This is a genomic window from Saccharopolyspora sp. NPDC000995 (assembly GCF_053599315.1).
Genome location: NZ_JBSFLZ010000037.1, coordinates 28,414 through 51,466, shown reverse-complemented (window position 1 = coordinate 51,466; position 23,053 = coordinate 28,414). Strand labels below are relative to the sequence as shown.

At 69.5% G+C, this 23,053-nt stretch carries 24 protein-coding genes; 9 read left to right on the top strand and 15 right to left on the bottom strand.

Annotated features, from left to right (window positions below; all coding sequences use genetic code 11):
* The first annotated feature begins 128 nt into the window (after positions 1-128).
* From ACWDKQ_RS15315 to ACWDKQ_RS15285, 7 genes are all read left to right on the top strand, one after another.
* A complete protein-coding gene (locus ACWDKQ_RS15315; RefSeq protein WP_450139378.1) occupies positions 129-1,298 on the top strand; it encodes an isobutyryl-CoA dehydrogenase in 1,170 nt (389 codons plus the stop codon).
* A 44-nt stretch (positions 1,299-1,342) separates the two neighbouring features.
* Entirely contained in the window at positions 1,343-2,377 is a 1,035-nt protein-coding gene (locus tag ACWDKQ_RS15310; RefSeq protein ID WP_450139377.1) for an enoyl-CoA hydratase/isomerase family protein, read from the top strand.
* A 49-nt stretch (positions 2,378-2,426) separates the two neighbouring features.
* Positions 2,427-3,317 (top strand): 3-hydroxyisobutyrate dehydrogenase, encoded by an 891-nt coding sequence (gene mmsB / locus ACWDKQ_RS15305; RefSeq protein WP_450139376.1) that lies wholly within the window; start codon positions 2,427-2,429, stop codon positions 3,315-3,317.
* A 156-nt stretch (positions 3,318-3,473) separates the two neighbouring features.
* Positions 3,474-3,710, top strand: a complete 237-nt coding sequence (locus ACWDKQ_RS15300) for a hypothetical protein (RefSeq protein WP_010695717.1) — start codon at positions 3,474-3,476, stop codon at positions 3,708-3,710.
* Positions 3,707-4,132 carry a ribonuclease domain-containing protein gene (locus tag ACWDKQ_RS15295; RefSeq protein ID WP_450139375.1) on the top strand — a complete coding sequence of 142 codons (426 nt, stop codon included), beginning with the start codon at positions 3,707-3,709 and terminating at the stop codon, positions 4,130-4,132. The genes ACWDKQ_RS15300 and ACWDKQ_RS15295 overlap by 4 nt, the downstream gene beginning before the upstream one ends.
* 50 nt (positions 4,133-4,182) lie before the next feature.
* The gene (locus ACWDKQ_RS15290; RefSeq protein WP_450139374.1) at positions 4,183-4,551 is read left to right on the top strand and encodes a barstar family protein; all 369 of its coding nucleotides are present in this window, start codon (positions 4,183-4,185) and stop codon (positions 4,549-4,551) included.
* Between the two features lie 61 nt (positions 4,552-4,612).
* Entirely contained in the window at positions 4,613-5,218 is a 606-nt protein-coding gene (locus tag ACWDKQ_RS15285) for a Uma2 family endonuclease (RefSeq protein ID WP_450139373.1), read from the top strand.
* Positions 5,219-5,295: 77 nt separating this feature from the next.
* Here ACWDKQ_RS15285 and ACWDKQ_RS15280 read toward each other — a convergent pair whose 3' ends face one another.
* From ACWDKQ_RS15280 to ACWDKQ_RS15270, 3 genes are all read right to left on the bottom strand, one after another.
* Entirely contained in the window at positions 5,296-6,072 is a 777-nt protein-coding gene (locus tag ACWDKQ_RS15280; RefSeq protein WP_450139372.1) for an enoyl-CoA hydratase family protein, read from the bottom strand.
* A 169-nt stretch (positions 6,073-6,241) separates the two neighbouring features.
* Positions 6,242-6,496 carry a DUF397 domain-containing protein gene (locus ACWDKQ_RS15275; RefSeq protein WP_450139371.1) on the bottom strand — a complete coding sequence of 85 codons (255 nt, stop codon included), beginning with the start codon at positions 6,494-6,496 and terminating at the stop codon, positions 6,242-6,244.
* Entirely contained in the window at positions 6,493-7,335 is an 843-nt protein-coding gene (locus ACWDKQ_RS15270; protein WP_450139370.1) for a helix-turn-helix domain-containing protein, read from the bottom strand. Before ACWDKQ_RS15270 ends, ACWDKQ_RS15275 begins: the two co-directional genes overlap by 4 nt.
* Positions 7,336-7,403: 68 nt before the next feature.
* Here ACWDKQ_RS15270 and ACWDKQ_RS15265 point away from each other — a divergent pair, with 68 nt between their 5' ends.
* Both ACWDKQ_RS15265 and ACWDKQ_RS15260 read left to right on the top strand, forming a co-directional pair.
* On the top strand, positions 7,404-7,712 hold the full coding sequence (locus tag ACWDKQ_RS15265) for a zinc finger protein (protein WP_450139369.1): 309 nt from the start codon (positions 7,404-7,406) through the stop codon (positions 7,710-7,712).
* Positions 7,694-7,903 (top strand): hypothetical protein, encoded by a 210-nt coding sequence (locus ACWDKQ_RS15260; RefSeq protein ID WP_450139368.1) that lies wholly within the window; start codon positions 7,694-7,696, stop codon positions 7,901-7,903. Before ACWDKQ_RS15265 ends, ACWDKQ_RS15260 begins: the two co-directional genes overlap by 19 nt.
* A gap of 451 nt (positions 7,904-8,354) precedes the next feature.
* On the opposite strand, the gene ACWDKQ_RS15255 is transcribed toward ACWDKQ_RS15260, so the two are convergent.
* The 12 genes from ACWDKQ_RS15255 to ACWDKQ_RS15200 form a co-directional block, all read right to left on the bottom strand.
* A complete protein-coding gene (locus ACWDKQ_RS15255; protein ID WP_450139367.1) occupies positions 8,355-10,706 on the bottom strand; it encodes an ADP-ribosylglycohydrolase family protein in 2,352 nt (783 codons plus the stop codon).
* 21 nt (positions 10,707-10,727) lie between these two features.
* Complete coding sequence (locus tag ACWDKQ_RS15250; protein ID WP_450139366.1) at positions 10,728-15,503, bottom strand: type VII secretion system-associated protein; 4,776 nt, start codon at positions 15,501-15,503, stop codon at positions 10,728-10,730.
* Positions 15,504-15,736: 233 nt separating this feature from the next.
* Positions 15,737-15,970, bottom strand: coding sequence for a hypothetical protein (locus ACWDKQ_RS15245; protein WP_450139365.1), 234 nt, complete (start codon positions 15,968-15,970; stop codon positions 15,737-15,739).
* Positions 15,971-16,349: 379 nt separating this feature from the next.
* The gene (locus tag ACWDKQ_RS15240) at positions 16,350-16,610 is read right to left on the bottom strand and encodes a Txe/YoeB family addiction module toxin (protein WP_450139364.1); all 261 of its coding nucleotides are present in this window, start codon (positions 16,608-16,610) and stop codon (positions 16,350-16,352) included.
* Positions 16,607-16,849, bottom strand: a complete 243-nt coding sequence (locus tag ACWDKQ_RS15235; protein ID WP_245761466.1) for a type II toxin-antitoxin system Phd/YefM family antitoxin — start codon at positions 16,847-16,849, stop codon at positions 16,607-16,609. Before ACWDKQ_RS15235 ends, ACWDKQ_RS15240 begins: the two co-directional genes overlap by 4 nt.
* Positions 16,850-16,929: 80 nt before the next feature.
* A complete protein-coding gene (locus ACWDKQ_RS15230; RefSeq protein ID WP_450139363.1) occupies positions 16,930-17,688 on the bottom strand; it encodes a sirohydrochlorin chelatase in 759 nt (252 codons plus the stop codon).
* A 7-nt stretch (positions 17,689-17,695) separates the two neighbouring features.
* Positions 17,696-19,039 (bottom strand): sulfate adenylyltransferase subunit 1, encoded by a 1,344-nt coding sequence (locus ACWDKQ_RS15225; RefSeq protein WP_450139362.1) that lies wholly within the window; start codon positions 19,037-19,039, stop codon positions 17,696-17,698.
* 249 nt (positions 19,040-19,288) lie between these two features.
* The gene (gene cysD / locus ACWDKQ_RS15220; protein WP_450139361.1) at positions 19,289-20,224 is read right to left on the bottom strand and encodes a sulfate adenylyltransferase subunit CysD; all 936 of its coding nucleotides are present in this window, start codon (positions 20,222-20,224) and stop codon (positions 19,289-19,291) included.
* A 17-nt stretch (positions 20,225-20,241) separates the two neighbouring features.
* Positions 20,242-20,967 carry a phosphoadenylyl-sulfate reductase gene (locus ACWDKQ_RS15215; RefSeq protein WP_450139360.1) on the bottom strand — a complete coding sequence of 242 codons (726 nt, stop codon included), beginning with the start codon at positions 20,965-20,967 and terminating at the stop codon, positions 20,242-20,244.
* Positions 20,964-21,143: a hypothetical protein gene (locus ACWDKQ_RS15210; protein WP_450139359.1), complete on the bottom strand. Its 180-nt coding sequence runs from the start codon at positions 21,141-21,143 to the stop codon at positions 20,964-20,966. Before ACWDKQ_RS15210 ends, ACWDKQ_RS15215 begins: the two co-directional genes overlap by 4 nt.
* Positions 21,140-22,837 carry a nitrite/sulfite reductase gene (locus ACWDKQ_RS15205; RefSeq protein WP_450139358.1) on the bottom strand — a complete coding sequence of 566 codons (1,698 nt, stop codon included), beginning with the start codon at positions 22,835-22,837 and terminating at the stop codon, positions 21,140-21,142. The genes ACWDKQ_RS15210 and ACWDKQ_RS15205 overlap by 4 nt, the downstream gene beginning before the upstream one ends.
* Positions 22,838-22,956: 119 nt before the next feature.
* The gene (locus ACWDKQ_RS15200; RefSeq protein ID WP_328592488.1) at positions 22,957-23,049 is read right to left on the bottom strand and encodes a putative leader peptide; all 93 of its coding nucleotides are present in this window, start codon (positions 23,047-23,049) and stop codon (positions 22,957-22,959) included.
* Positions 23,050-23,053 lie beyond the last annotated feature (4 nt).

Below are 23,053 nucleotides of genomic sequence, written 5' to 3'. Positions count from 1 at the left end.
GCAGGATGGCGAGGTCGCGGAGGCCCGGCTGGCGATCTACGAGCCCCCGCGTTTTTTCGCGAAATCGCCGCCGCACCCCATTGGAGGTGGCGGTTTCGCACGAAACCGCCACAGGGAAGGGAGCGGACGTGTCCGTTGCAGCCGTCGCCGGTCCGGTGTCGCCGTTCGAGCTCACCGAGGACCAGCGCGCTATCCAGCAGACCGCGTGGGAATTCGCCGCCGAACAACTCGCCCCGCACGCCATCGAGTGGGACCAGGCCAAGCACTTCCCGGTGGAGGCCCTGCGCGCCGCCGGGGAGCTCGGCATCGGCGGGGTCTACGTCGACGAGTCGGTCGGCGGCAGTGGGCTGAGCCGATTCGAGTCGGTGCTGATCTTCGAGGCGCTGGCCACCGGCGACCCGTCGATCGCCGCCTACATTTCCATCCACAACATGTGCGCGGGCATGATCGACCGCTTCGGCACCGCCGAGCAGCGCGTGCGCTGGCTGCCCCGGCTGTGCTCGATGGAGCAGTTGGCCAGCTACTGCCTCACGGAGCCCGGCGCGGGCTCGGACGCGGCTGCGCTGCAGACCCGCGCGGTCCGCGACGGCAACGACTACCTGCTCACCGGCGTCAAGCAGTTCATCTCCGGCGGTGGCAGCTCGGACGTCTACGTGGTGATGGCCCGCACAGGCGAGCCGGGCGCGAAGGGCATCTCCACCTTCATCGTCGAAGGCGACGCCGAAGGCCTGTCCTTCGGGGCCAACGAGAAGAAGATGGGCTGGAACGCCCAGCCGACCCGGCAGGTGATCTTCGACGGTGTCCGGGTGCCCGCCGACCAACGGCTCGGCGAGGAGGGCATCGGCTTCCGGATCGCCATGACCGGCCTTGACGGCGGCCGCGTGAGCATCGCCGCGTGCTCGCTTGGCGGTGCGCAGGCCGCGCTCGACAAGAGCCTCGCCTACGTGCGGGAACGCAGCGCCTTCGGTACCAAGCTCAGCGAGTTCCAGGTGCTGCAGTTCAAGCTCGCCGACATGGCCACCGATCTGGAGGCCGCCCGGCTGCTGCTGTGGCGGGCGGCGTGGGCGCTTGACGTCAAGGACCCCGGGGCCACCCGGTTGTGCGCGATGGCCAAGCGGCTGGCCACCGACGCGGGATTCGCGGTGGCCAACGAGGCACTTCAGATCCACGGTGGATACGGCTACCTTGCCGAGTACGGCTTGGAGAAGATCGTCCGCGACCTGCGGGTGCATCAGATCCTGGAAGGTACCAACGAAATCATGCGGCTGATCATTTCCCGGGGCCTGCTGGCGGCCTGACGCCGCCGGCCCGGGTGGGCAGCGCGAGAACTTGGAGTCGCATCATGACGGAGCCCGAGATCCTGGTTCGCGAACAGGGATCGCTCGGACGGATCACGCTCAACCGCCCCAAGGCGCTCAACTCCTTGACGCTGGGGATGGTGCGGGCGATGGCGCAGGCATTGGAGCAGTGGCGCACCGCCGAGCACATCCAGGCGATCCTGATCGATGGGGCGGGCGAGCGAGGGCTGTGCGCGGGAGGCGACGTCCGCGCGCTGCACGACGCGGCGAAGGCCGGTGACGAGTCGCTGCCCGCCGCGTTCTGGACCGAGGAGTACCAGCTCAACTCGGCGCTCGCGGGCTACCCGAAGCCGGTCGTCGGGATCATGGACGGCATCTGCATGGGCGGCGGCGTGGGCATCTCTGCGCACGGCTCGCACCGGGTGGTCACCGAGCGCTCCAAAGTCGGCATGCCCGAGGTCGGCATCGGCTTCATCCCCGACGTCGGCGGCACCTACCTGCTCTCCCGCGCCCCCGGCGACCTTGGCACCCACCTGGCGCTGACCGGCGCACCGATCGGCGGCGCCGACGCGATCTACTGCGGTGTGGCCGACTACTACGTCAACAGCGCGAACCTGCCTGAGCTCGTCAAGGCCCTGGCCGGCGGCGAGGTGGATGAGGCGCTGCAGAAGTTCTCCGAGCCCGCCCGCGAGGCGCCGCTGGCCGCGCAGCGGGAGTGGATCGACGCGGTGTACTCGGCGGACAGCGTGGAGGAGGTTCTGCGGCGCCTGCGCCAGCGGCCGGAAGAAGCCGCCCGCGAGACCGCCGAGGCGATCGAACACAAGTCGCCGACCTCCCTCAAGGTCACCCTGAAGGCCCTGCGCAGCGACTACGGTTCGCTGGAGGAGGCCCTCGTCCAGGAGTACCGGCTGGCGATGGCGTGCGTGCGGATCGGCGACTTCGTCGAGGGCGTGCGCGCGACGCTGGTGGACAAGGACCGCAACCCGCAGTGGTCCCCGGCGCAACTGTCCGATGTGGACGAGGCGCGGGTGGAGAAGTTCTTCGAGCCGGTCGAGGACGAGCCGAAACTGCTTGGCTGACGCCGCTTCGGCCTTGACGGAAGTTCCAGCGCAGAAGGGGAAAATGACAATGGCTGTCATCGGATTCATCGGGCTGGGCCACATGGGCGGCCCGATGTCGGCGAACCTCGTCAAGGCCGGTCACGCGGTGCAGGGCTTCGACCTTGTGCCGGCGGCGCTGGAGGCCGCCGACCGGCAGGGCGTGACCACCGTGGCGTCGGCCGCCGATGCCGTCGTTGGCGCCGATGCGGTGATCACCATGCTGCCCAGCGGCAAGCACGTGCTGGCTTGCTACGACGAGGTGCTGGCCGCGGCGAACGCCGGCACACTGCTCATCGATTCGTCCACGGTGGACGTCGCCGATGCCCGCCGGGCGCACGAGCGCGCCGCCGAGGACGGGTTCGGCTCGATCGACGCCCCGGTCTCCGGCGGCACCGCCGGCGCCGAGGCGGGCACCCTGACGTTCATGGTGGGCGGGTCGGAGGAGGACTTTCACCGCGCCGAGCCCCTGCTGGAACCGATGGCGCGCAAGGTGATCCACTGCGGTGGTCCCGGCAACGGCCAGGTCACCAAGATGTGCAACAACCTCATCCTCGGCGCGTCCATGGTTGCGGTGAGCGAGGCGTTCGTGCTGGGAGAGAGGCTGGGGCTCTCGCACCAGGCGCTCTACGACGTGGCGTCGATCTCGACCGGGCAGTGCTGGGCGCTGACCACCAACTGCCCGGTGCCGGACCTGGTGGAGACCAGCCGGGCCAACCACGACTACGAGCCAGGCTTCGCCGCGGCGCTGATGCTCAAGGACCTCAAGCTGGCGACTTCGGCGGCGGAGCAGAGCGGCACGGACGCCGCGATCGGGCGCCTGGCCACCGAGCTCTACCAACGGTTCAACGAAGAGGGCGGCGGCAGCCTCGACTTCGGCGCGATCATCAAGTCCGTCCGGGAGCACTCCGAGCAGCACTGACCTGCGATGTCGGTTTCGCGCGGAATCACCGTTCCCCAGGTGGCGGTTGATTCCTCGTTAGATCGTGCTGTCCTGGGGACAGGTGCACGTGGCGTAGTCGCGGGACGGGCCGGGGTGGCGCACGGCGTCATCGGACCGGGCGTACCCTGACGCTCTGTGTTGGAGTGGCTGGTCGAGTGGTATGACGGCGTCGAGCTGTGGCTCGTGCAGCTCGTCTACCCGCTGCAGGTGACCCTCGTGCTGGCGGTGCTGCTACCGCTGTGCTGGGGGCTCGCCCGCGTGATCGATCGCGGCATCGACGGCCTAGGAGCGAAGCTGACGAGGGTCCGTGACGCGGAACCCCCGGTCGGCCGCCGGGACGGCGAGACCGGGCGGAAGGGGACGGCGGCGTGACGTCGCGCAGACGTATCTCGGTGGCGTTGGTCGGGCTGATCGCGCTGGTCGTCATCGGCTGGTTCGTCCGGGACTACGTGGACCTGGATCCCGGTGCGGCGACGCAGCAGCGGGCCGTGCCCGGGACTGAGTCCGGCCTGCCGGTGAAGCAGCTGTCCATGCTCCCGCCGGAAGCCGGGAAGACCTGGCAGCTGGTCGTCAAGGGCGGGCCGTTCCCGTACCCGGGCAAGGACGGCTCGGTGTTCGGCAACCGGGAAGGCGTCCTGCCGGACAAGGCCTCCGGGTATTACCACGAGTACACCGTGCCGACCCCGGGCTCGAAGGATCGCGGAGCCCGGAGACTGGTCACCGGTGGCCAATCCGAGCTTTACTACACGAGCGATCATTACGATTCATTTGTGGTTGTCGACCCCGCAGGTTGAGTGCGATGTTTGCGACGAAGTGGGCTAGCAGGGTGCGGAAGGAGCCGGCGGTGAGCGAGGTGGAGCAGCCGTCGGGCGGCGTCACTGCGCGCGAGGCCGTGCAGGAAGCCGAGCGGCGCGGCGCGACCGCGCACGTCTTGGACGGCTCAGACCTGGTCAGCAAGCGGACGACGCTGGACGGTATCGCCGCGGTGCTGAACTTCCCGGAGTGGGCGGGCCGAAACCTCGACGCCCTCTACGACTGCCTGACGGACCTGTCGTGGCTGCCGGAGGGCGAGCACGTGCTGGTCTGGTCCGGCTTCCAGACTCTGGCGGAGCACGACCCGAAGGCCTTCGGCCGGATCAACGCGGTCCTACGCGACGCCTCCGAGCACCCCATCTGCGGCCGCGAGTTCACCGCAGTCCTGACCAGGCCTTGATCGCCCATTAGTGGCCGGGACCGTCTCGCAATACTGGCTGCCGTGCAGAACAGGAGGCAGTATGACTGTCGTGAACATGCGGGCGGACGAGCAGCACGTGCCGATGACCGTCGACGACCTGGAGCGGCTACCCGACGACGGGCGCCGCTACGAGTTGGTCGACGGGAGGCTTGACGTGTCTCCTGCGCCAGTAAGCATCCACTCCCTCGTTGAGGCAAGGCTCTGCCAGTATCTCGGCTTCGAAGTCGCCCCGGCGGATTTCGTGGTGATGCAAGGTGCTGGCATCAACTTCAACGCGGATCGGACGCACCACCGCATCCCGGACGTAGTCGTGCTCAACGAGACCGATTTCGAGCAGCCGTACCTCACCCGGCCGCCGTTGCTCGCGATCGAGGTTGTTTCCCCGGAGAGCGTCCTCCGCGACCATCACACCAAGCGTCGCGAGTACGCCAACTTCGGTATCCAGGCGTACTGGATCGTCACGCCGGATGAAGAGAAACCGGGGATCGTCGAGCTCCGGCTGGAGAATGGCGAGTATCGAGAGGTGCAGCAGGCGATCGGCGAGGACACCTTCGCCACCGACTTCCCGTTCCCGATCAAGCTCGTTCCTTATTGGCTTCTGGCCAAGGGGCCGTGGCGCAAGCGGATCGGCGGCGAAGACGACTGATCAGCCGGTCACCTGGGGTTTTCAAGCGCCTATGCGGGCTTTCGCGGCGAAGCCCCGCATGCGACTGAGCGGGCTGGTCACCTGAGATTTTCGGGCACCCATGCGGGCTTGCGCTTTTCGGCGAAGGCCTGCATGCCTTCCTGGCCCTCTTCGCCCGCGAAGTGCTTCGCCGACAGCTCTAGCATCTGCGCGAACGCCTCGCCCATGTTCGGCGGGCGCTGGCTGGTGAGCATCTGCTTCGTGGCCGCCAGGGCGTTCGGGGCGCCGAGGGCGAGCATGTCGGCGTAGCGCTTGACCTCCGCGTCCAGCTCGTCGGCCGCGACCGCGGAGTTCAGCAGGCCGATTTCGGCGGCGCGGCGAGCGTCGAAGGTCTCGCCGGTCAGGAACAGCTCGTGCGCCTGGCGGGAGTTGAGGCGGGGCAGCACGGTCACCGAGATCACCGCGGGCACGACGCCGATGCGCACCTCGGAGAATGCGAAGGTCGCGGTGGCCGCCGCGACCGCGATGTCGCAGGCCGCGACGATGCCGACGCCGCCGGCGCGGGCGGGCCCGGCGAGCTTGGCGACCACCGGCTTCGGGCTGGTCCAGATCTGCTCCAGGATCGCGGGGAACTCGTTCACGCCCTGCTTCTCGGAGTCCGCCGAACGCGACTCCTTGAGGTCCATCCCGGCGCAGAACACCGTGCCCGTGTGGGCCAGGACGATCACGCGCACAGCGTCGTCCGCGATCGCTGCGTTCAGGTGGTCCCGCAGTTCACGCCGCAGCTGCGCGGACAGCGCGTTGCGGTTGTGGGGCGAGTCCAGCGTGATCGTCGCGATGCCGTCGGCCACGGCGAGGTGCACGAGTTCATCCATGACAGGCACGCTAACCGCCGTTAGCCATCCAGGGCCAGTGAGCAACATCCCACTCCGGGTCGGACTGAGCGCCTCCACCGCAGGCCACGGCCCGTGAGCACGCCGTAGTGGTCCAACGTACTCGCGGGCCCTGGCCAGTAGAGATGCGGTACCGGTCCCGGCGTGCGGGTCAGGCTTGGAAGCGCCCGGCCTTGACGGCGGTGAGGAACGAACGCCACTGGGCCTGATCGGCGGTGATGTACCCGGCGTCGCGGTCCTTGGTGTCCCGGATCGCGGCGCCCCCGGCTAACCGCCCGACCTCCGCACAGTTGCCGTTGGGGTTGCTGTAGCTGGACTTGCGCCAGTCAGTAACACGTCCGACCTCGACGCAGTTGGTCTGGTTGCCGCTGTAGCTGGACTTGCGCCAGCCTTGGATCATGCTCATTTCAGTCGCTCCATCTCGTCTGCGATCTCAGCGATGAGACTCGCGGTTAGGTCTGCGCTCAACGCGGCCTTGCGGACGCTATCCGTCGCGGTTTGGTAGTCCTTGACGTCGGTGGCGTCAGTGATCGTCGTGCTTGAGCGGTAGTGCTCCAGATGCACGACGGCCTTCGCGCGGTCGAACTCGATTAGCACGAACGGCCCTTCCAACGTCGGGGAATAGCCTTGATCGATGGGGATCGCGTGGATGTTGACGTTGTCCAGCTCGCCCCACTTCACCAGGTGCCGGAGCTGTTCGACCATCACATCGCGGTCGCACGGCGGGTATCTCAGTGCGTGTTCACCGATGATTGCGACCAGTTCAACCGGGTTTCGGCGCGTGAGGACGTCTCGGCGACCGAGTCTGAACGTGACCCGTCGATCGGCCTCGCCACGCGTCGTTCCGGCACCGACCATGATGGATCGCGCGTAGTCGGCGGTCTGCAACAAACCGGGAATCAGCAGCGGCTGCACATCGGTGACCGTTCGAGCTGTCCGCTCGTACTCGGTCAGCGCTGCGAGTTGACGATCGACACCAGGTGCCACCCAGTTGGGATCGCCCGCGTCCCTTGCGAGTTGCAGTAGTCTTTCGCGCTCTTTCCCAGTGACTCCGAGGATGCCCAGCACTGCACCCGCATCCGCTTCGCTGGGAGTCAGCTTCCCGTTCTCCCAACGCGATATGTGCGTGTGGGATCGGCCCAGCTTCTTCCCGAGCGCTTGCGTCGACATACCAACTGCCTTGCGGGCGGTCCGCAATTCGGCTCCGAGCTGCCTCGCGCGCGGTGTGTCAGCGGTGCTGGCCATGCACGAATCCTAGTCCCGCCACCAATGACGATCACGATCACGCGATCGAGTAATTGCGAATCTTGTGCATGCACAATCATTCTGTGCATGCACAAATGATCGTCGGGTTGGAGGTTGCGATGTACCCGTTCCACTGGGTACCGGCGGGTGGGGTTCGGCACGCGAGCACCGATGCGCGCTCGGCTGGCCTCCTGGTGTATCCGACTGGGACTCCGGTTTCGACTTTGTGCGGGCTCGATGCCGTGGCCGACAACTCTGAACTGGCGTGGCTGTGGGCGACCTGCGCGGAGTGCAACTCCCAAGCTCACCGAATCGCGCAGTCGTTCACCGGCTCGATCACGGGGAAGGAGCCCGGAAAATGGGCGCTGAGACCGTGACATTGGCGGTGCTGCTGCGCCAAGCCCAGTGGTTGCTGGACGATCTGGCTTTCCACGTCGGCGCGGGTCGCCTCGACGCTCGGGAATTCGCCGACACCGCAACCGTTCTCGACGAGATCTCCCTGCTGTTGCGGGAGAAAGATCCGGTCCCGATCGACGTGGAAGGTCCTGCTGCATGTTCCTCACACTGACCCAGGTCGTCGAAATCACCGGCATCGCCGGTTCCTACCTGCTCTTGACGTGCTGGCGGAACCATCGCCCGCAGCATGCCGGAGGTGGCGCGGATGCGCTGCCGGTACGGCAGTTGATCGCCCATGTCGAAGCGGAGCGACGACAACGCGAACGAGGCGGTCAGCACCGGCTTCGCGAGCCCGAACCGGATCTCCCGGTGCCCGAAGCGTCTACATCAGACGGTCCAGTGATGGCGTCGCTGCACTCCAGCGCAGAGTGCTGGAAGGACTCCGGCGCAGCTGACGCTCCAAGCCACGGGTCGGGTGGCAGACGCATCCCCGGGCGTCCCCGGCCCTTGCGGGCCGGTCGGTGCGGTCCCTCCCCGTGCACCGACCGGCCACCCCGCGGCGCCGCCGCTGGTGAGTGAAAGTTCCGGTAAGGACCGGAACTTTCACTCACGAGCCTTGGGTGTCAGGTCGGGGGGTAGCGGTCGGACCAGTCCGGCGGGCGGGGACCGAACTCCAGGACCGCGTCGTGGGCGAGGCGCTCGATCACCTCGTACACCTCCAGCTCGGCCTTCCAGCGCTCCGGGATCTGCTCCGCCCCGGATGCTGCGCCGATCAGGCTGCCGCAGACCGCGCCCGTCGTCGCGCTGTTGCCCGAGTGGTTCACCGCTACCGGCAGCGCCGCATCGAAGTCGCCGTCGCAGACCAGCGCCGCGTACAGCCCGATGCCCAGCGCTTCGGCCGCCGTCGATCCCGTGCCGAGGTTGCGCTCCAGATCGCTCGGCGCGATACGGCCGCTGCGGGCCAGGCGGACCGCCGCGGTGATACGGCGGCTCACGTCCTCGTGCCCGGTGTGCGGGGTGAGCTGCTCCATTGCCGCATCGACCGCTGTGGCCAGCGGCTCGCCGTTCATCAGGCGCGACACCAGGAACGCCAGCGCTCCCGCGCTCAGCCAGGCCGCCGGGTGGCCGTGGGTCAGCGCTGCCGTCCTCATGCCTACGTGGAAGACCTCCGCCGAGTCGTTGCTCCACAGCGCGGCCGGAACGGCGCGCGTGATCGCGCTGCTGCCCTGCGAGTCGCTGACCGGGTTGTCCGGGGATCCCATCTGCTGCTGGCCCTTGGCGAACGCGATGAGCGTTCGCATCATGGTGCGGCCCGGGTTGCGGGTCTGGAACAGCGCCCGCTGGCCGACCAGCCAGCCGTCCGGTTCGGGGCTGTCGTGGAGGAACTCGCCGGCCGCGCGCGGCCAGCTAAGGTGCTGGGTGTGCAGCCAGCGCTGGTAGGCGTGCTGGATGTGCCGGGTCGGGTTGTGGGTGCCGGTGGCGCGCCGGCTGATGTTGGCCCGGATCGTGCCCTCCAGCGAGAACAGCAGCAGTTGGGTGTCGCTGCCGAGCCGCCCGGACGGGTGCCCGGCCGGGACGTAGTCGGTCAGGCCGTCCGCGCCGTGCCGGGACTGGATCTCGTCCCAGCTGTCGGCCGAGATGGGCATGCCGAGCGCCTCGCCGACCGCGCAGCCGAGCACCGCGCCGAGGAACCGGTCGCGGGACGCCGCCAGGCGGGGGACCGCGGTCAGCCCGGTACGGTAGTCCGCTGTGGACGGGGCCAGGGGCTCGGCGGATTCGGTGGTCGGGTAGCGGCGCTCCCACTGATCGGATTCGTCCGGGTACGGGCCGAATTCCCTTGCTGCGTCCGCGGAAAGCTGCTCGACCAGTGCGATGATCGGGAGTTCTTCCAGCCATTCCGGCGGAATCGCCGTCGGGCCGTGCAGCGCGCCGAGCAGCTGCCCGCACAGCACGGCTGCCGTCGCCCCGTCTCCGCTGTGCTCGCTGGCGGAGCCGATGGCGGCGGCGAAATCGTCCTCGCAGGCCGATGAGACCCTGACCGCGACCGCCAGCGCGTCCAGGCCGCTGCGGCCGGGTTGCGTCGCGTCGAGGTTCCTGCGGCGCGGCCGCAACCCTGCGGGGCTGATCTGGCCGAGCCGCAGTGCGCGCCTGAGCGGGGTGCGTCCCGACTGCCAGCCGGAAAGTCCTTGGCTAAGCGATGTTTGCAGTGCGTTCCCGCGCAGCAGCGACAGCATCGTCACCCCGAGCACGCTGGCCGGGCTGTGGCCGTTCGGGTGGCCGTGGGTGAGCGCGGCGAGGTCGCCGCCGAGCGCGAAAACCGTGCCAGGATCGCTCGACCACAGCGCGGCGAGTGCGCCGAGCGGCACGGCAGTGGCCGCGTCCGAGGTGTTGATGGGCTGCCGCCGGGAACCGGCGGCGTGCCCGGCGGCAACGCGGGCGAGTGCGGTGAGCATCGTCGGCTCGTCGCTGCTGGCGGAATGCAGCGCGGGTTCGGTCACCAGCCAGCCGTTGGGCTGGGCGGCGTCGGTCCCGCAGTCTCGCCAAGGCACGCCGCGGGTGTGCAGCCATCGCTGGAGTCCGCCGAGGGCGCAGCCGACCGGATCTCCATCGCCCGCCGACCGCGCTTGGGTGTGCGCGCGGATCAGGCCCTCCAGCACGAAGAGCATGGCAGTGGTGCGTTGCCCGACCCGGCCGAGCGCGACGAATTCGCCCACCGCGCCGCCGAGCAGCATGCCAAGCAACCGTCCCGGTGCTTCGGGCAGCGGGCCGTTGCGGTCGGCCAGGCCGGTGGCAGGCGCCGGCGGGGGTTCTGTGCTGAGCCGGTGTTGCAGGGCCGTCGCCCACAGCGGGCGGGTGGCGGGTTTCCGCTGCCACTGCCGCCAGGTGTCCAGCAGCTGCTGCTCCACCGGGTCGCGGCGGCTGGTCGCGTGCGCGTCGCGCCAGGCCGCCAGCAAAGCCCGTTCTGTCTCGTCCAACCAGGATTCGTCCACTGTGGATCAGCCGGGGTAGCGCTGTGTCCAGCCGGGCACCGGCTCGTGGGTGTCGATCTCCGTGCCAGCGCGGTGCGCGTCTTCCAGCAGCTGGTCCAGGACCGGGTGCAGCTCCAGGCCGGTGGTCCACGCCGCGGGGATGGGCCCGGCGCCGCGGGCGGTGCCCAGCAGGCTGCCGCAGATGGACGCGGTCGCCGCGCTGTTCCCGGCGTGGGTAGCCGCCAGCGACACGGCGTCGGCGAACGAGTTCGGGTGCGCCAGCGCAGCCGCAACGGCGATCGCCAGCGCTTCCGGCGCTTGCCAGCCAAGGCCCAGGGTTTCCAGTCTGGTCGACGACACTGGGCCGTTCGCGGCGATCTCGATCGCGGAGCGCAAGCCCTGCGCAGTGGTCTCAGCACCCTCCATTTGGTCCAGCTCGGCCAGCACGGCATGGACCGCTTCGGCGAGGGTGTGGCCCTCCTGCAACGCGGACACCAGCCCGGACAGCGCCCCGGCCGGCAGGTAACCGTCCGGATGCCCGTGGGTGATCGCGGCGATCTCGATACCGAGGGAGATCGAGTCCTGCACGGTGCGGACTTCGAAGCCGACCACGGCACCGCGGACAGTTGCCGCGGGCGTGCGTGCGGCGTTCGGCGGGTTACCCGGCGTCGGGGGCTCCCGGCGGTCGTTGCACTGCGCCAAAGAGGTCAGCGACGCCTCGTCCGGGAACCGCTGCACGCGAAGCGTTTCGTTCTCGGCGAGCGTCCCGGTCGGCAGGTCCACGTCGACCCGGGCGCCCTGCGTGAGCAGCCATTGCCGGAGCGCCGTGCGGACCAAGCCCGGCCGGAACGCCGGGACGCCGCGCAGCGTCGAGCGGATGGTGCCGCCGATCAGGCCGTAGAGCACGAATGCCGCCTGCTGCGAGTAGGCGGTGGCCGCGCCGCGGCGGCCGAAGGCCTCGGCGAGTTCCCGCACGCCTTCCGGGTTCGCGCCCAGGATCGTGCGCAGGTCGGCGAACATCCAAGGCGCGCCGAGGGCGTCACCGACGGCGGCGCCCAGCACGCAGCCTTCGAGCCGCTCGCGGCGGCTGAGCTGCACCCGGGTTTCGGCGGCGAGGCCAGCTCCGGCTTCCGGCTCGGCGGCGGCCTGGCCGATGAGCTGGGCCGCGCGTTCGGCGCCGAAGGCCTCGACGAGCAGCTTCTGCAGGCCCTGCGTCAGGTCGGCGGAGTTCCCTTCGCCGTTGTCGCGGAACTTGCGCCACACGCTGAGCAACTGCAGTTCCTCGTCCGACAGGCCTTCGTCGGCTTCGTCGCCCGCCTCGGCCGGTGCGTGCGGGACGGCGGTTCCCGCAGCCGAAGCCTCGACGACTGCCGCCTCGGCAACCGGGGCTCCGGAAGCTGGAGGTTGCGCAGCGTCCGCTTCGGCGGCAGGAGCATCGGCGACCGGAACTTCTGCCGCTTCGGCTTCCTGGGCGGGCGCTTCCTGGACCGGGGTTTCCGGCACCGGGTCGTCCTCGACCGGTCCCTCACCAGCCTGCGCGGTCTCCGATTCCGGTGTTCCTGCTGCGTACCGAGGCCCTTCGGGTACTTCGGCCGTTGGCGCGACGACGTCCTCGTGCGGCGACTCGGCCTCCCCGATCGGATAGCGCTCCAGCCACTCCGCGTCCGACGGCGGATTCGGGCCGAACTCGCGGATCGCGTCGCCGGCCAGCGCCTCGATGACCTCGCGCAGCTCCAGCTTGTCGCGCCAGGTCTGCGGGATCGCGTCCGCGGTTAGCGTCGCACCCATGATGTTCCCGCAGATCGCCGCGGTCGAGTCGCTGTCGCCGGAGTGGTTGGCGGCCAGGACCAACGCGTCGGCGAACGACTCCGGGTGGGTCAGCGCCGCGCACACCGCGATCGCCAGGGCCTGCTCGCCGAACCAGCCCTCGCCGAGGAACTCGTGGATCTGCTCCGGTGTCGGGGTGCCCGCGGTGGCCAGCTCGATGGCCTGCCGCAGCGCGGCGCTGGTCTCGTCGTGCCCGTCCCATGTGGACAGCTCGGTGAGCGCGCGGTCCACCGCCTCCGGCAGCGACCGGCCCGCCAGCAGCTGCTGGACGATCACGGCGAGCGCGCCGGCGGGCAGGTAGCCGCTGGGGTGGCCGTGGGTTAGCACCGCGGTCATCGCGCCGACCTGGAACACCTCGGCGGAATCGGCGGACCACAACCCGGCCGGGGCGGCCCGCATCACCCCGCCGCAGCCCTTCGAGTCGTTGAGGCGGTTGGTGAACGAGCCCTGCTGGTTGCCGTTGGCGTAGCCGTGCAGCGCCTGGATGGTGGTGGTGGCGGGCGCGCGGCGGACGAACAAGCCCTTCTGCTTGATCAGCCAGCCGTCCGGCGCGGTCGCGGCCAGCGGCCCGCCGGCCTCCCGCCAGTCGAAGCCCTGGGTGTGCAGCCAGCGTTGGTAGGCATGCTGAACCTGGGTGGTGGGCTCGTTCTCCCCGAAGAGTCGGCGGCGGATGCTGGCCCGGATGAGGCCCTCCAGGGTGAACAGCGTCATCTGGGTCTCGTCGCTGATCGACCCGCCGGGCCGGTGTGCGTCGACGTAGTCGGTCAGCCCCGCCTCGCCGTACTTGCGGCGGATGTCCCGCAGCGAGGCGTCCTCGATGGGGTAGCCGAGCGCGTCACCAGCGGCGCCGCCGAGCAGGAAACCCAGGATGCGGTTCGGCCGGAACTCCGCCGGGTCGGCGGCGGGTTCGGCATGTTCGTCGACCGTCTTGACCGTCTCGGGCGCCTCCGCGTCTGGCTGGCCGGCACTTTCAAACGAAACTGCGGGGGCTTCAGGCTCGGGGGGTGCGGTGTTCTCCGCCTCCGGCTGGTCCGCAGTTTCAATTGAAACTGCGGGTGCGTCTGGTTCGGCTGTGGGCTCGACCGCTTCGGCTGGTGTGTCGGCGACCGGCGCCGCCTCCGCGCTCGCCAGCGGCAGGGTGGAGGTGAACACCAGGTCCGAGATGTCCTTCGCGGCCGGGTAGCGCGAGGCCCACGCGTCACCGCTCGGCGGAGTCGGGCCGAACTCCAGCAACGCGTCCGTCGCCAGCGCCTCGACGATCTCGCGCTGCTTGAGGTCGCGAAGCCACACACCCGGCAGCGCGGGCGCACCGTAGCGGGCACCGACGATGTTCCCGCAGATGGCCGCGGTGGAGTCGCTGTCGCCGGAGTGGTTGACGGACACCATCAGCGCGGCCGCGATGCTGTCGGTGCTAAGCGCCGCGCATACCGCGATGGCCAGTGCCTCGTGCCCGGCCCAGCCGCCGCCCAACGTGTCCTTGAGCTGCTCGGGGCTCGGTCTGCCCTGCTTGGCGAGCTCCTCCGCGGCCTGCAACGCGCGCTCCGTGTCTTCGTGGCACTGGTACTGCACGAGCAGTTCGCGGGCCTGCCGCACCGCGGCTTCCAGCGGCTCCTCGCGCAGCAACCGGTGCACCACCACGGCCAGCACGCCGGCGGGCAGGTAGCCGTTGGGCTGCGAGTAGGTCAGGGCCGCGGTCGCGGCGGCGAGTTCGAAGACTTGCTCGGGGTCGTCGGACCACAGCGCCACCGGTGCCGCCCGGACCACGCCGCCGCAGTCCTGCGAAGCGTTGATCGGCCGATCGAAGGTGCCCGGCGCGCCGACCGCGGCGAACTCGCGCAGCGCGGTTATGCAGCTGCTGTTCGGCGAGCGCACGGCGAACAGGTCGCGCTGCTCGATCAGCCAGCCGTTGGGCTTGGGGTGGCTCATCGTGAACGGCCCGGCGGCTCGCATCCACGCGTAACCCTGGGTGTGCAGCCAGCGCTGGTAGGCCAACTGGATCGCGGACAGTGGGCTGTCGGCCCCGGCGGTGCGGGCCGCGAAGTGCCCGCGGATCAGGCCTTCCAGGGTGAACAGCACCATCTGGGTGTCGTCGGTGAACTCGCCCGGGTGCTCACTGGCGCGGTCGTACTCCGTGACTCCCATCGCGCCGAAGCGGCTGCGGATCTGGTCCACCGGGTAGAACTCCACCGGCGCGCCGAGCGCGTCGCCGATCGCCCCGGCCAGCATCGAGCCGAGGAAGCGGCGGCCGAACTCGGTTTCCAGGGGATCGCCCGGCGGCTGCGCGGTCGGCCCGGCCGTCGGCTTCGGAGCCTGCTCGCCCGGCGGCGGCGCAGCTCCCGGCGGGGCCTGCGTCGGCATTCCGTTCGCGGGGGAGTTGATCGGGACGCCAGGGGCCTTCGGTGGCACGGCGGCCGCGGCCTTGGCCAGGTCCTCGGCGGGGAGCCGGGCCTTGACCGGGCTGGTCGGGTTGACCTGCACGTCGATGCCAATGAGGTTGTGCGTCGCCAGCTGCCGACCGGTCATCCGCTGCCAGGTCGTCCAGTTGGGCGGCAGGAAGGTCTCCGAGGTGAACACCTGCAGCTGCCGGCGGCCCGACTCGTGCTCCATCGTGAACAGCCCGTTACCCTGCGGCTGCGCGAAAAGGATCAGCTCGGCGTCCAGCATCGCGGTCAGCAGCGAATGCCCCTGCGCATAGCCGGTGGTGGTGAGTTGCAGGGCGCGTTCGACGTCGTTGGTCGGCGCGGGCAGCCGCAGCGCCACCGGGGACGGCCGGTAGTTCGGGTTCGGTGAGAAGTCGTCGGTGATCTCGCCCTGCTCGTCCACCCGGTAGCCGCCGATGAAGCCCCACGGCGGCACCTCGGCGTTCGGATCGGTGAAGATGGGGTCGACCACGTACAGCCAGGTGTTCGGCTGCTTCTGGGCCTGTTCCCGCATGGTTGGCGTGATGACCGGTCGATTCGGCTGCTGCGTGTTCATCTCGCGCTGTTGTCCCCGACTCCTCGTCCAGCCTTGCATTGATCGCCCCCACACAGCGGCGCGGTCACTCGATAGCGCGGCCTGACGGGTGAGACGAGCACAAGGAGCGGCCGGCTCCCCGTCCAGACGCTGGCACTAAACTCTCTCATGACCACATGGGGTGAAGCTAAGTGTTCGGAAGAACAACTCAGCGTTAGGTGCGGGTTTCTGCCGTCATCGCTGGTCGCGAGCGATCACACTTTGCTGTCGGAGAGCGCGGCGGTCATCAGGCACTGCAGGCACGGCATGCCGGCCGGCCCGTCGAGAGCTTCCGCCTGACCTGGGACGATGCCGAAACCGCAGTAGGCGTACAGCATTTCGGGCAGCTCACCGTCGTCCGGCAGCGGGAAGAAATGGCAGGATTTGTCCTGCTCGCTGCGCGCGAACTCGGCTCGGACCCGCGCGATCAGGTGCGGTCGCGCGTTCATCCGGCCCTCACGGTGCACTGCGAAGTCGAGTCCGGCAGCGGCGCGGGCTGTCGGGGGTGTCCGGGCCGCTGCCGGTCTTCGTGTACCCAGCTGGATGACACGGCCACATCATGCCCCGTAGGTTGCGTCCACCAACAGACTTGTCGACTTTTGCTCAACCCCCGGGCGACAACCCGTCCCTAGGAAGGCGGAATTCCCTGCCGCAACAACGTCAACGCTGCTATCCGCGACGGTCGCACGCCCCGGCTGCGCCCCGAAACCGCTCGTGGCGGATTTCCTCGGTTCGCTCCGCGAGGCCGGGCTCCGCGCCGAAGTATCCTGCGTATTCGCTCAGGTCGCGCACAGGCTGGCCGGCGAGGGTGGCCGGGTCGTGAGCAAGTCATTTCCCGTAGTGGTAGCGGCAAGCCGCGATTCGAATCTCGTCTTCCGCTACCTTGTAGACGAGCCGATGCTCGTCAGAGATGCGACGCGACCAGTAGCCCTGGAAACCGTGCTTGAGCGGTTCGGGTTTGCCGATTCCTTCGTTCCCGTTGCGGCAGATGTCTTTGACCAGCGCGTTGATTCGCTTGAGGATCTTGCGGTCCTCGGTTTGCCACCAGACGTAGTCGTCCCAGGCAAGCCCGTCCCAGACCAGTTTCATTCGGCGAGCTCGTGTTGTTCACCGCCGCCGGCTTCCAGCCGCTCGATCGCGAGGATCAGACGGCGGGCGTTCTCGGGGCTGCGGAGCAGGTAGGCAGTTTCTTTCAAAGACTGGTAGTCATCCAATGACACCATCACGACCGGCTCGTGACCTGCTCGGGTGATCACGACTTCCTCGCGGTCGTTCACCACGGAGTCGAGCGTCTCGGCGTACTTGGCACGGGACTCGGAGTAGCTCATCGTCTTCACCGAAACACCTCCTTGTACAAGTTACTGTACGCCTCGCGTGGGGTGGCGGCAAGCACGGGCAGAACCGCAGGTTATAGGGCTGCGGATAGCTGAAGGGGAGCTGCGGTGAGTGCCTCGGCGTAGCGGTTCAGGATCAGTTCGGCCACGCCCTCGTCGTCGGCCATCGGGGCCGCTAGCCGCGGGTTTGGCGCGTGCTTGCGGGCCAGATCGATGATCCGGTCCGGGAGCAGGCCCGGCGCCAGGAACCAGGAGGCGACCGCGATGCGGCGGGCACCGCGTGCGCGTAGGGCCTCGATCGCCGCCGGAACAGCGGGTTCGGCGGCTGCTGCGAACGCCGCGACTGCGCCGGCCCACGACGTGCGCGACTGCCAGCGCGCCGCGACGTCGGCGACCAGGCGGTTCGCCGGTGCGTGAGACGATCCCGCGCCGGCCAGCAGCACGCCCAGTTCCCGGTCGTCGGCGGACGCTCCGACCTCGACAAGCCGCCGCCACGCGGCCTCGTCCAGTCGCGGATCCGGGCCCAGCACGTCGGCCACGTGCACCCGGAACCGCGGATAGCGCCGCTCCGCGTCGGCCACCGCCGCGGGCACGTCGACGCGGGCGTGAAAGGCCCGGCCGAGCAGCAGCGGCACGACGACCGCCGAATCGTGGCCGTCGCCGTGCACCGCGCTGAGCACGTCGCCCACGCGCGGTGCCGACAGGTCCAGGAACGCCACGCGCACATCGAGATCTGGGCGCATCGCGCGGACCACGTCCATCAGGGCGTGGATGGTCGCGGCCGAACGCGGATCCCGGCTGCCGTGCGCGACAGCCACCAGCGGAGCGGTCATCTCCGGCTCATTCCGATGCGGCAGCCAGCGGCGCCAACGGCACCCCGATCAGTCCGGCGGCCAGCGTGGTGCCGTCGGCGGGGTCGATCACCAGGAACGATCCGGTGCGCCGGCTCGCGGAGTAATCGTCGATCGGCAGCGGCTCCGCCGTGCGCAGCTGCACCCGGCCGATCTCGTTGAGCTGCAACGAATCCGGGCCATCGACACTCGACAGCTGCTGCTCGTCGAAGCGGGCGGACAGCTCGGTGACGATGGCCTGCACGGTGCGGGTGCCGTGCTTGATCAGTACCTTGGCGCCCGGGTTCAGCGGCTTCTCGGCCAGCCAGCAGACCGTGGCGTCGAGCTGGTCGGTGACTCGCGGCGGGGCGTCCGCGGCGGCGATCAGGTCGCCGCGCGAGATGTCCACGTCGTCGGCCAGCAGCAGGGTGACGGAGTGCCCGGCCGCGGCGCGCGGCTTCGCCCCGTCCGGGCTGTCTACCTTGGACACCCGGGTGCGCAGCCCGGCGGGCAGCACGACCACCTCGTCGCCCTCGGCGACGACACCGGCGGCCACCTGGCCCGCGTAGCCGCGGTAGTCCGGGTATTCGGCGGTGCGTGGCCGGATCACGTACTGGACCGGCATCCGCAACGGCGCGTCATGCGGGTCCGGCGCCACCGGCACGCTTTCCAGGTGCTCCAGCAGCGAAGGACCGCTGTACCAGGGGGTGTTCGCGGAGCGTTCCACCACGTTGTCGCCGAGCAGCGCGGACACCGGGATGGTCACCACGGTGTCGTCGCGGTAGCCCAGCGCGCGGGCGTGCTCGGTGAACTCGGCGGCGATGCGGGTGAACACCGCCTCGTCAAAGTCGACCATGTCGATCTTGTTGACGGCCAGCACCAGCTGCGGCACGCCCAGCAGCGCCAGCACCGCTGCATGCCGCCGGGTCTGCTCGATGACGCCCTTGCGCGCGTCCACCAGCAGAACCGCGAGCTGCGCGGTCGACGCACCGGTGACGGTGTTGCGTGTGTACTGCACGTGACCGGGGGTGTCGGCGAGTACGAAAGTCCGCTTGGGCGTGGCGAAGTAGCGGTAGGCCACGTCGATGGTGATGCCCTGTTCTCGCTCCGCGCGCAGGCCGTCCACCAGCAGCGACAGGTCCGGGGTGGCGAGGCCGCGGTCCGCGCTGGCGCGGCGCACCGCGTCGAGCTGGTCGGCCAGCACCGACTTGGTGTCGTGCAGCAGCCGCCCGACCAGGGTGCTCTTGCCGTCGTCGACGGAACCGGCGGTGGCCAACCGCAGCAGATCGCTGTGCACCGGCAGAGTCACCTCGGTACCGCTGTCCGGCGCGGTGCGAGTGGTCGTCTCGGTCATTGATGAACCCATTCCTGGTGGTTCGGCTGTGTGCCTTGGCTCTGAAGTTCGGTCGTGTTCTTGAAGCGGTGAAGCCGCTTGGCCTGCCCGCGCCACTTGCACCGCCGCGGGTTCTCAGACGTGCCCCCGGGAGGACAGCGCCAGCGCCGCGTATCGGACACATGCAAGGAGTCGGCGGTCCCCGACCGAAGGGGCGTCTGATGTTCCGCTACCGGCACTGCTACTCGAAACGAGTGCGGAAACCGTTTTTTAGAAGTAGCCCTCGCGCTTGCGGTCTTCCATCGCTGCCTCGGAAATCCGGTCGTCGGCTCGCGTCGCGCCACGCTCGGTGAGCCGGCTGGCGGCGACCTCGGCGATCACGTCGTCCACCGTGTACGCCTCGGATTCCACCGCGCCGGTGCAGGAACCGTCGCCAACGGTGCGGTAGCGCACGGTCTTGGTGGCCGCGACCTCGCCGTCGCGGGGCCCGCCCCACGGACCCGAGGTCAACCACATGCCGTCGCGCAGGAAAACCTCGCGCCGGTGCGCGTAGTAGAGCTCCGGCAGCTCGATCTTCTCCCGCTGGATATAGCGCCAGATGTCCAGCTCGGTCCAGTTCGACAGCGGGAACACCCGGACGTGCTCGCCCGGTCGGTGCTTGCCGTTGTACAGGTTCCATAGCTCGGGGCGCTGTCGGCGCGGGTCCCACTGACCGAAGGCGTTGCGCAGGCTGAAGATGCGCTCCTTGGCGCGGGCCCGTTCCTCGTCGCGCCGACCGCCGCCGAAGACCGCGTCGAACCGGTTCTCGCTGATCCCGTCCAGCAGCGGCGTGGTCTGCAGCGGGTTGCGCGTGCCGTCGGCCCGCTCCTGGAGCCGGCCGTCGTCGATGTAGTCCTGCACGGACGCCACCACCAACCGCAGGTCGTGCCGCTCCACCAGCTCGTCGCGGAAAGCCAGCACTTCCGGGAAGTTGTGCCCGGTGTCGACGTGAAGCAGCGGGAACGGCACCGGCGCGGGCCAGAACGCCTTCAGCGCCAAGTGCACCAGCACCGTGGAGTCCTTGCCGCCGGAGAACAGGATCACCGGTCGGTCGAATTCCCCGGCCACCTCGCGGAAGATGTGGATCGCTTCGGACTCCAGCGCGTCCAAATTGTCCGCCTGCGGCGGCACGTCGGTCCGATCGGTCAGCAACTCGACTGTCGTCATGTTTCCTCCGGAGTTCCTCAGCCGTGCAGTCCGCACTCGGTCTTGGCGCTGCCCGCCCAGCGCCCGCTGCGCGGGTCGGCACCGGGCGCGGGCTTGGCCGTGCAGGGCTGGCACCCGATCGACGGGTAACCGGCCGGCACCAGCGGGTTGACCAGCACGCCGTGGTCGTCGATGTAGCGCTGCATGTCGTCGTCGGACCAGGCCGCTAGCGGGTTGATCTTGACGAGGGCGTTGCGGTCGTCCCAGGTCACGATCGGCGTGTTCGCGCGCGTCGGGGCCTCCACCCGGCGCACCCCGGTCACCCACGCCTCGTAACGGGCCAGCGTGTCGCGCAGCGGCACCACCTTGCGCAGGAAGCAGCAGCGGTTCGGGTCCCGCTCGAACAGCCGCGGGCCTTCGCTGGCGTCTTGCTCGGCGACGGTCTGCGCGGGGATCGCGTTGACGATGTTCACGTCGTGGACCTGCGCGACGGCGTCGCGGGTGCCGATGGTCTCGGCGAAGTGGTAGCCGGTTTCCAGGAACAGGATGTCCACGCCCGGCTTCGCCTTGGCCGCCAGGTCGACCAGCACCGCGTCCTGCATGTTGGACGCGACGATCAGGCCGTCGCCGAAGTTGTCGACGGCCCAGCGCAGGGCTTCCTCCGCGTCGGCCTCGGCCAGCCGCGGCGCGGCCTCCTCGACCAGCGCCCGCAGCTCGTCGTCGCTGCGCCGGGCGCCGATGTTCGTGGTGGTGTCGGCAGTCATGCTTCTCCGTTTCCTCCGGCCGGGTCTTCGGCCTGTTCGCCGAGGGACAGTCCGACGAGCCGCACGACGAAGACCCGCAGGCACGATGCGCACTGCCACGCCCCGGCCGGCTCGGCCTCGGGCGTGAGGTCCTCGTCCCCGCAGTACGGGCAGTAGAACGGCGCCGCTCGGCTCACTTGAGGTCGTCTTCCTCGGCCCGCGCCACCCACTGCGCGAAGCGCTCGCCGGTGGATCGCTGTGCCAGGTAGCGGCGGACCAGCCGCTCCACGTAGTCGCCGAGCTCAGCGGAGGTGACCTTGTGACCGCGGATCTTGCGACCGAACCCGGCGTCCTCGCCGAGGCCACCGCCGAGGTGCACCTGGAAGCCCTCGACCTGGTTGCCTTCGCTGTCCGGGACCATCTGGCCCTTCAGGCCGATGTCGGCGACCTGGGTGCGGGCGCAGGCGTTCGGGCAGCCGTTGAGGTTGATCGTCACCGGGTCGGTGACGTCGCCCTGGATGTCGCCCAGCCGCTGCTCGAGCTCGTCGACCAGCGCGATCGCCCGCTCCTTTGTCTCCACGATGGCCAGCTTGCAGAACTCGATGCCGGTGCAGGCCAGAACGCTGCGCCGCCAGGGCGACGGGTCGGCATGCAGGCCCAGCCCGTCGAGGTCCGCGACCAGGCTGTCCACTTCGGACTTCGGCACGTCGAGGACCAGCAGGTTCTGCTCGACGGTGGTGCGCACGCGCCGCGAACCGACCCGCTCGGCGGCCTTCGCGACCTCCACCAGCGTGGAGCCGGCGACCCGGCCCGCCGCGGACTTCGCACCGACGTAGAAGTTGCCGTCGGCCTGCGGATGCACCCCGACGTGGTCGCGGTGACCGGTCGGCGTCTCCGGCGCGGGGCCGTCGACCAGCTTGCGGCCCAGGTACTCATTCTCCAGCACCTGCCGGAACTTCTCCGCGCCCCAGTCGGCGAGCAGGAACTTCAACCGGGCGCGGTGCCGCAGTCGCCGGTAGCCGTAGTCGCGGAAGATCTGCACCACGGCCTGCCACACTTCGGCGACCTCGCCGAGCGGCACCCAGGCGCCCAGCCGCACCGCCAGCTTCGGGTTCGTGGACAGGCCGCCGCCGACCCACAGGTCGAAGCCGGGCCCGTGCTCCGGGTGCACGACGCCGACCAGCGAGATGTCGTTGATCTCCGGCACGGTGTCCCAGCGCGGCGAGCCGCTGATCGCGCTCTTGAACTTGCGCGGCAGGTTGGACAGCGATTTGTCGCCGATGAACCGCTCGGCGATCTCCTTGATCGCCGGGGTGGCGTCGATGATCTCGTCCGCGGCGATGCCTGCGACCGGCGATCCCAGCACGACGCGGGGGCAGTCGCCGCAGGCCTCCGTGGTGGACAGCCCGACGCCCTCCAGTTTCTGCCAGATCGTCGGCATGTCCTCGACCCGCACCCAGTGCAGCTGGATGTTCTGCCGGTCGGTGATGTCGGCGGTATCGCGCGCGTAGGTCTGCGAAACCTCACCGATGGCGCGCAGCTGCTCGGTGGTCAGCGCACCGCCGTCGATGCGGACCCGCAGCATGAAGTAGCGGTCGTCGAGCTCCTCGGGATCGATCGTGCCGGTGCGCGCGCCGGGGATGCCAGGTGCGCGCTGGGTGTAGAGGCCCCACCAGCGGAAACGACCACGCAGGTCGGCCGGGTCGATCGAGTCGAAGCCGCCGTGGGCGTAGATCGTCTCGATGCGCTGCCGGACGTTCAGCGGGTTGTCGTCCTTCTTCGAGCGCTCGTTGGCATTGAGCGGCTCGCGATAACCGAGCGCCCACTGGCCCTCGCCGCGCGTCTTGCGCTTGCGGGCGGGCCGAGCAGGGGCTTCCGTCGGGGGGACCATGTCCGACCTCCGGGATTCGGGCGCGGCAGCGCCGCGTGGAAATCCCGTCGACGGTGACGGTTCTCACTGCTCGGCGCTCCCGGCGCCGACTGGACAAAGCAGAACGCGGCGGCGGGATTTCAACCCATGGCGCGGCACAGCGCGCTGGACACGCGCCGCAGATCCACGTAGCGGCGGGTGACCAGCAAGAGCCTCGGCAAGGTCGCACCCATGTAG

Bases quoted from the DNA above. Each gene is read 5' to 3' on its own strand.
- ACWDKQ_RS15310 (WP_450139377.1), top strand. From the start codon at position 1,343: ATGACGGAGCCCGAGATCCTGGTTCGCGAACAGGGATCGCTCGGACGG.
- mmsB (WP_450139376.1), top strand. From the start codon at position 2,427: ATGGCTGTCATCGGATTCATCGGGCTGGGCCACATGGGCGGCCCGATG.
- ACWDKQ_RS15285 (WP_450139373.1), top strand. From the start codon at position 4,613: ATGACTGTCGTGAACATGCGGGCGGACGAGCAGCACGTGCCGATGACC.
- ACWDKQ_RS15280 (WP_450139372.1), bottom strand. From the start codon at position 6,072: ATGGATGAACTCGTGCACCTCGCCGTGGCCGACGGCATCGCGACGATC.
- ACWDKQ_RS15275 (WP_450139371.1), bottom strand. From the start codon at position 6,496: ATGAGCATGATCCAAGGCTGGCGCAAGTCCAGCTACAGCGGCAACCAG.
- ACWDKQ_RS15270 (WP_450139370.1), bottom strand. From the start codon at position 7,335: ATGGCCAGCACCGCTGACACACCGCGCGCGAGGCAGCTCGGAGCCGAA.
- ACWDKQ_RS15265 (WP_450139369.1), top strand. From the start codon at position 7,404: ATGCACAATCATTCTGTGCATGCACAAATGATCGTCGGGTTGGAGGTT.
- ACWDKQ_RS15260 (WP_450139368.1), top strand. From the start codon at position 7,694: ATGGGCGCTGAGACCGTGACATTGGCGGTGCTGCTGCGCCAAGCCCAG.
- ACWDKQ_RS15250 (WP_450139366.1), bottom strand. From the start codon at position 15,503: ATGAACACGCAGCAGCCGAATCGACCGGTCATCACGCCAACCATGCGG.
- ACWDKQ_RS15245 (WP_450139365.1), bottom strand. From the start codon at position 15,970: ATGAACGCGCGACCGCACCTGATCGCGCGGGTCCGAGCCGAGTTCGCG.
- ACWDKQ_RS15240 (WP_450139364.1), bottom strand. From the start codon at position 16,610: ATGAAACTGGTCTGGGACGGGCTTGCCTGGGACGACTACGTCTGGTGG.
- ACWDKQ_RS15235 (WP_245761466.1), bottom strand. From the start codon at position 16,849: ATGAGCTACTCCGAGTCCCGTGCCAAGTACGCCGAGACGCTCGACTCC.
- ACWDKQ_RS15230 (WP_450139363.1), bottom strand. From the start codon at position 17,688: ATGACCGCTCCGCTGGTGGCTGTCGCGCACGGCAGCCGGGATCCGCGT.
- ACWDKQ_RS15225 (WP_450139362.1), bottom strand. From the start codon at position 19,039: ATGACCGAGACGACCACTCGCACCGCGCCGGACAGCGGTACCGAGGTG.
- cysD (WP_450139361.1), bottom strand. From the start codon at position 20,224: ATGACGACAGTCGAGTTGCTGACCGATCGGACCGACGTGCCGCCGCAG.
- ACWDKQ_RS15215 (WP_450139360.1), bottom strand. From the start codon at position 20,967: ATGACTGCCGACACCACCACGAACATCGGCGCCCGGCGCAGCGACGAC.
- ACWDKQ_RS15205 (WP_450139358.1), bottom strand. From the start codon at position 22,837: ATGGTCCCCCCGACGGAAGCCCCTGCTCGGCCCGCCCGCAAGCGCAAG.
- ACWDKQ_RS15200 (WP_328592488.1), bottom strand. From the start codon at position 23,049: ATGGGTGCGACCTTGCCGAGGCTCTTGCTGGTCACCCGCCGCTACGTG.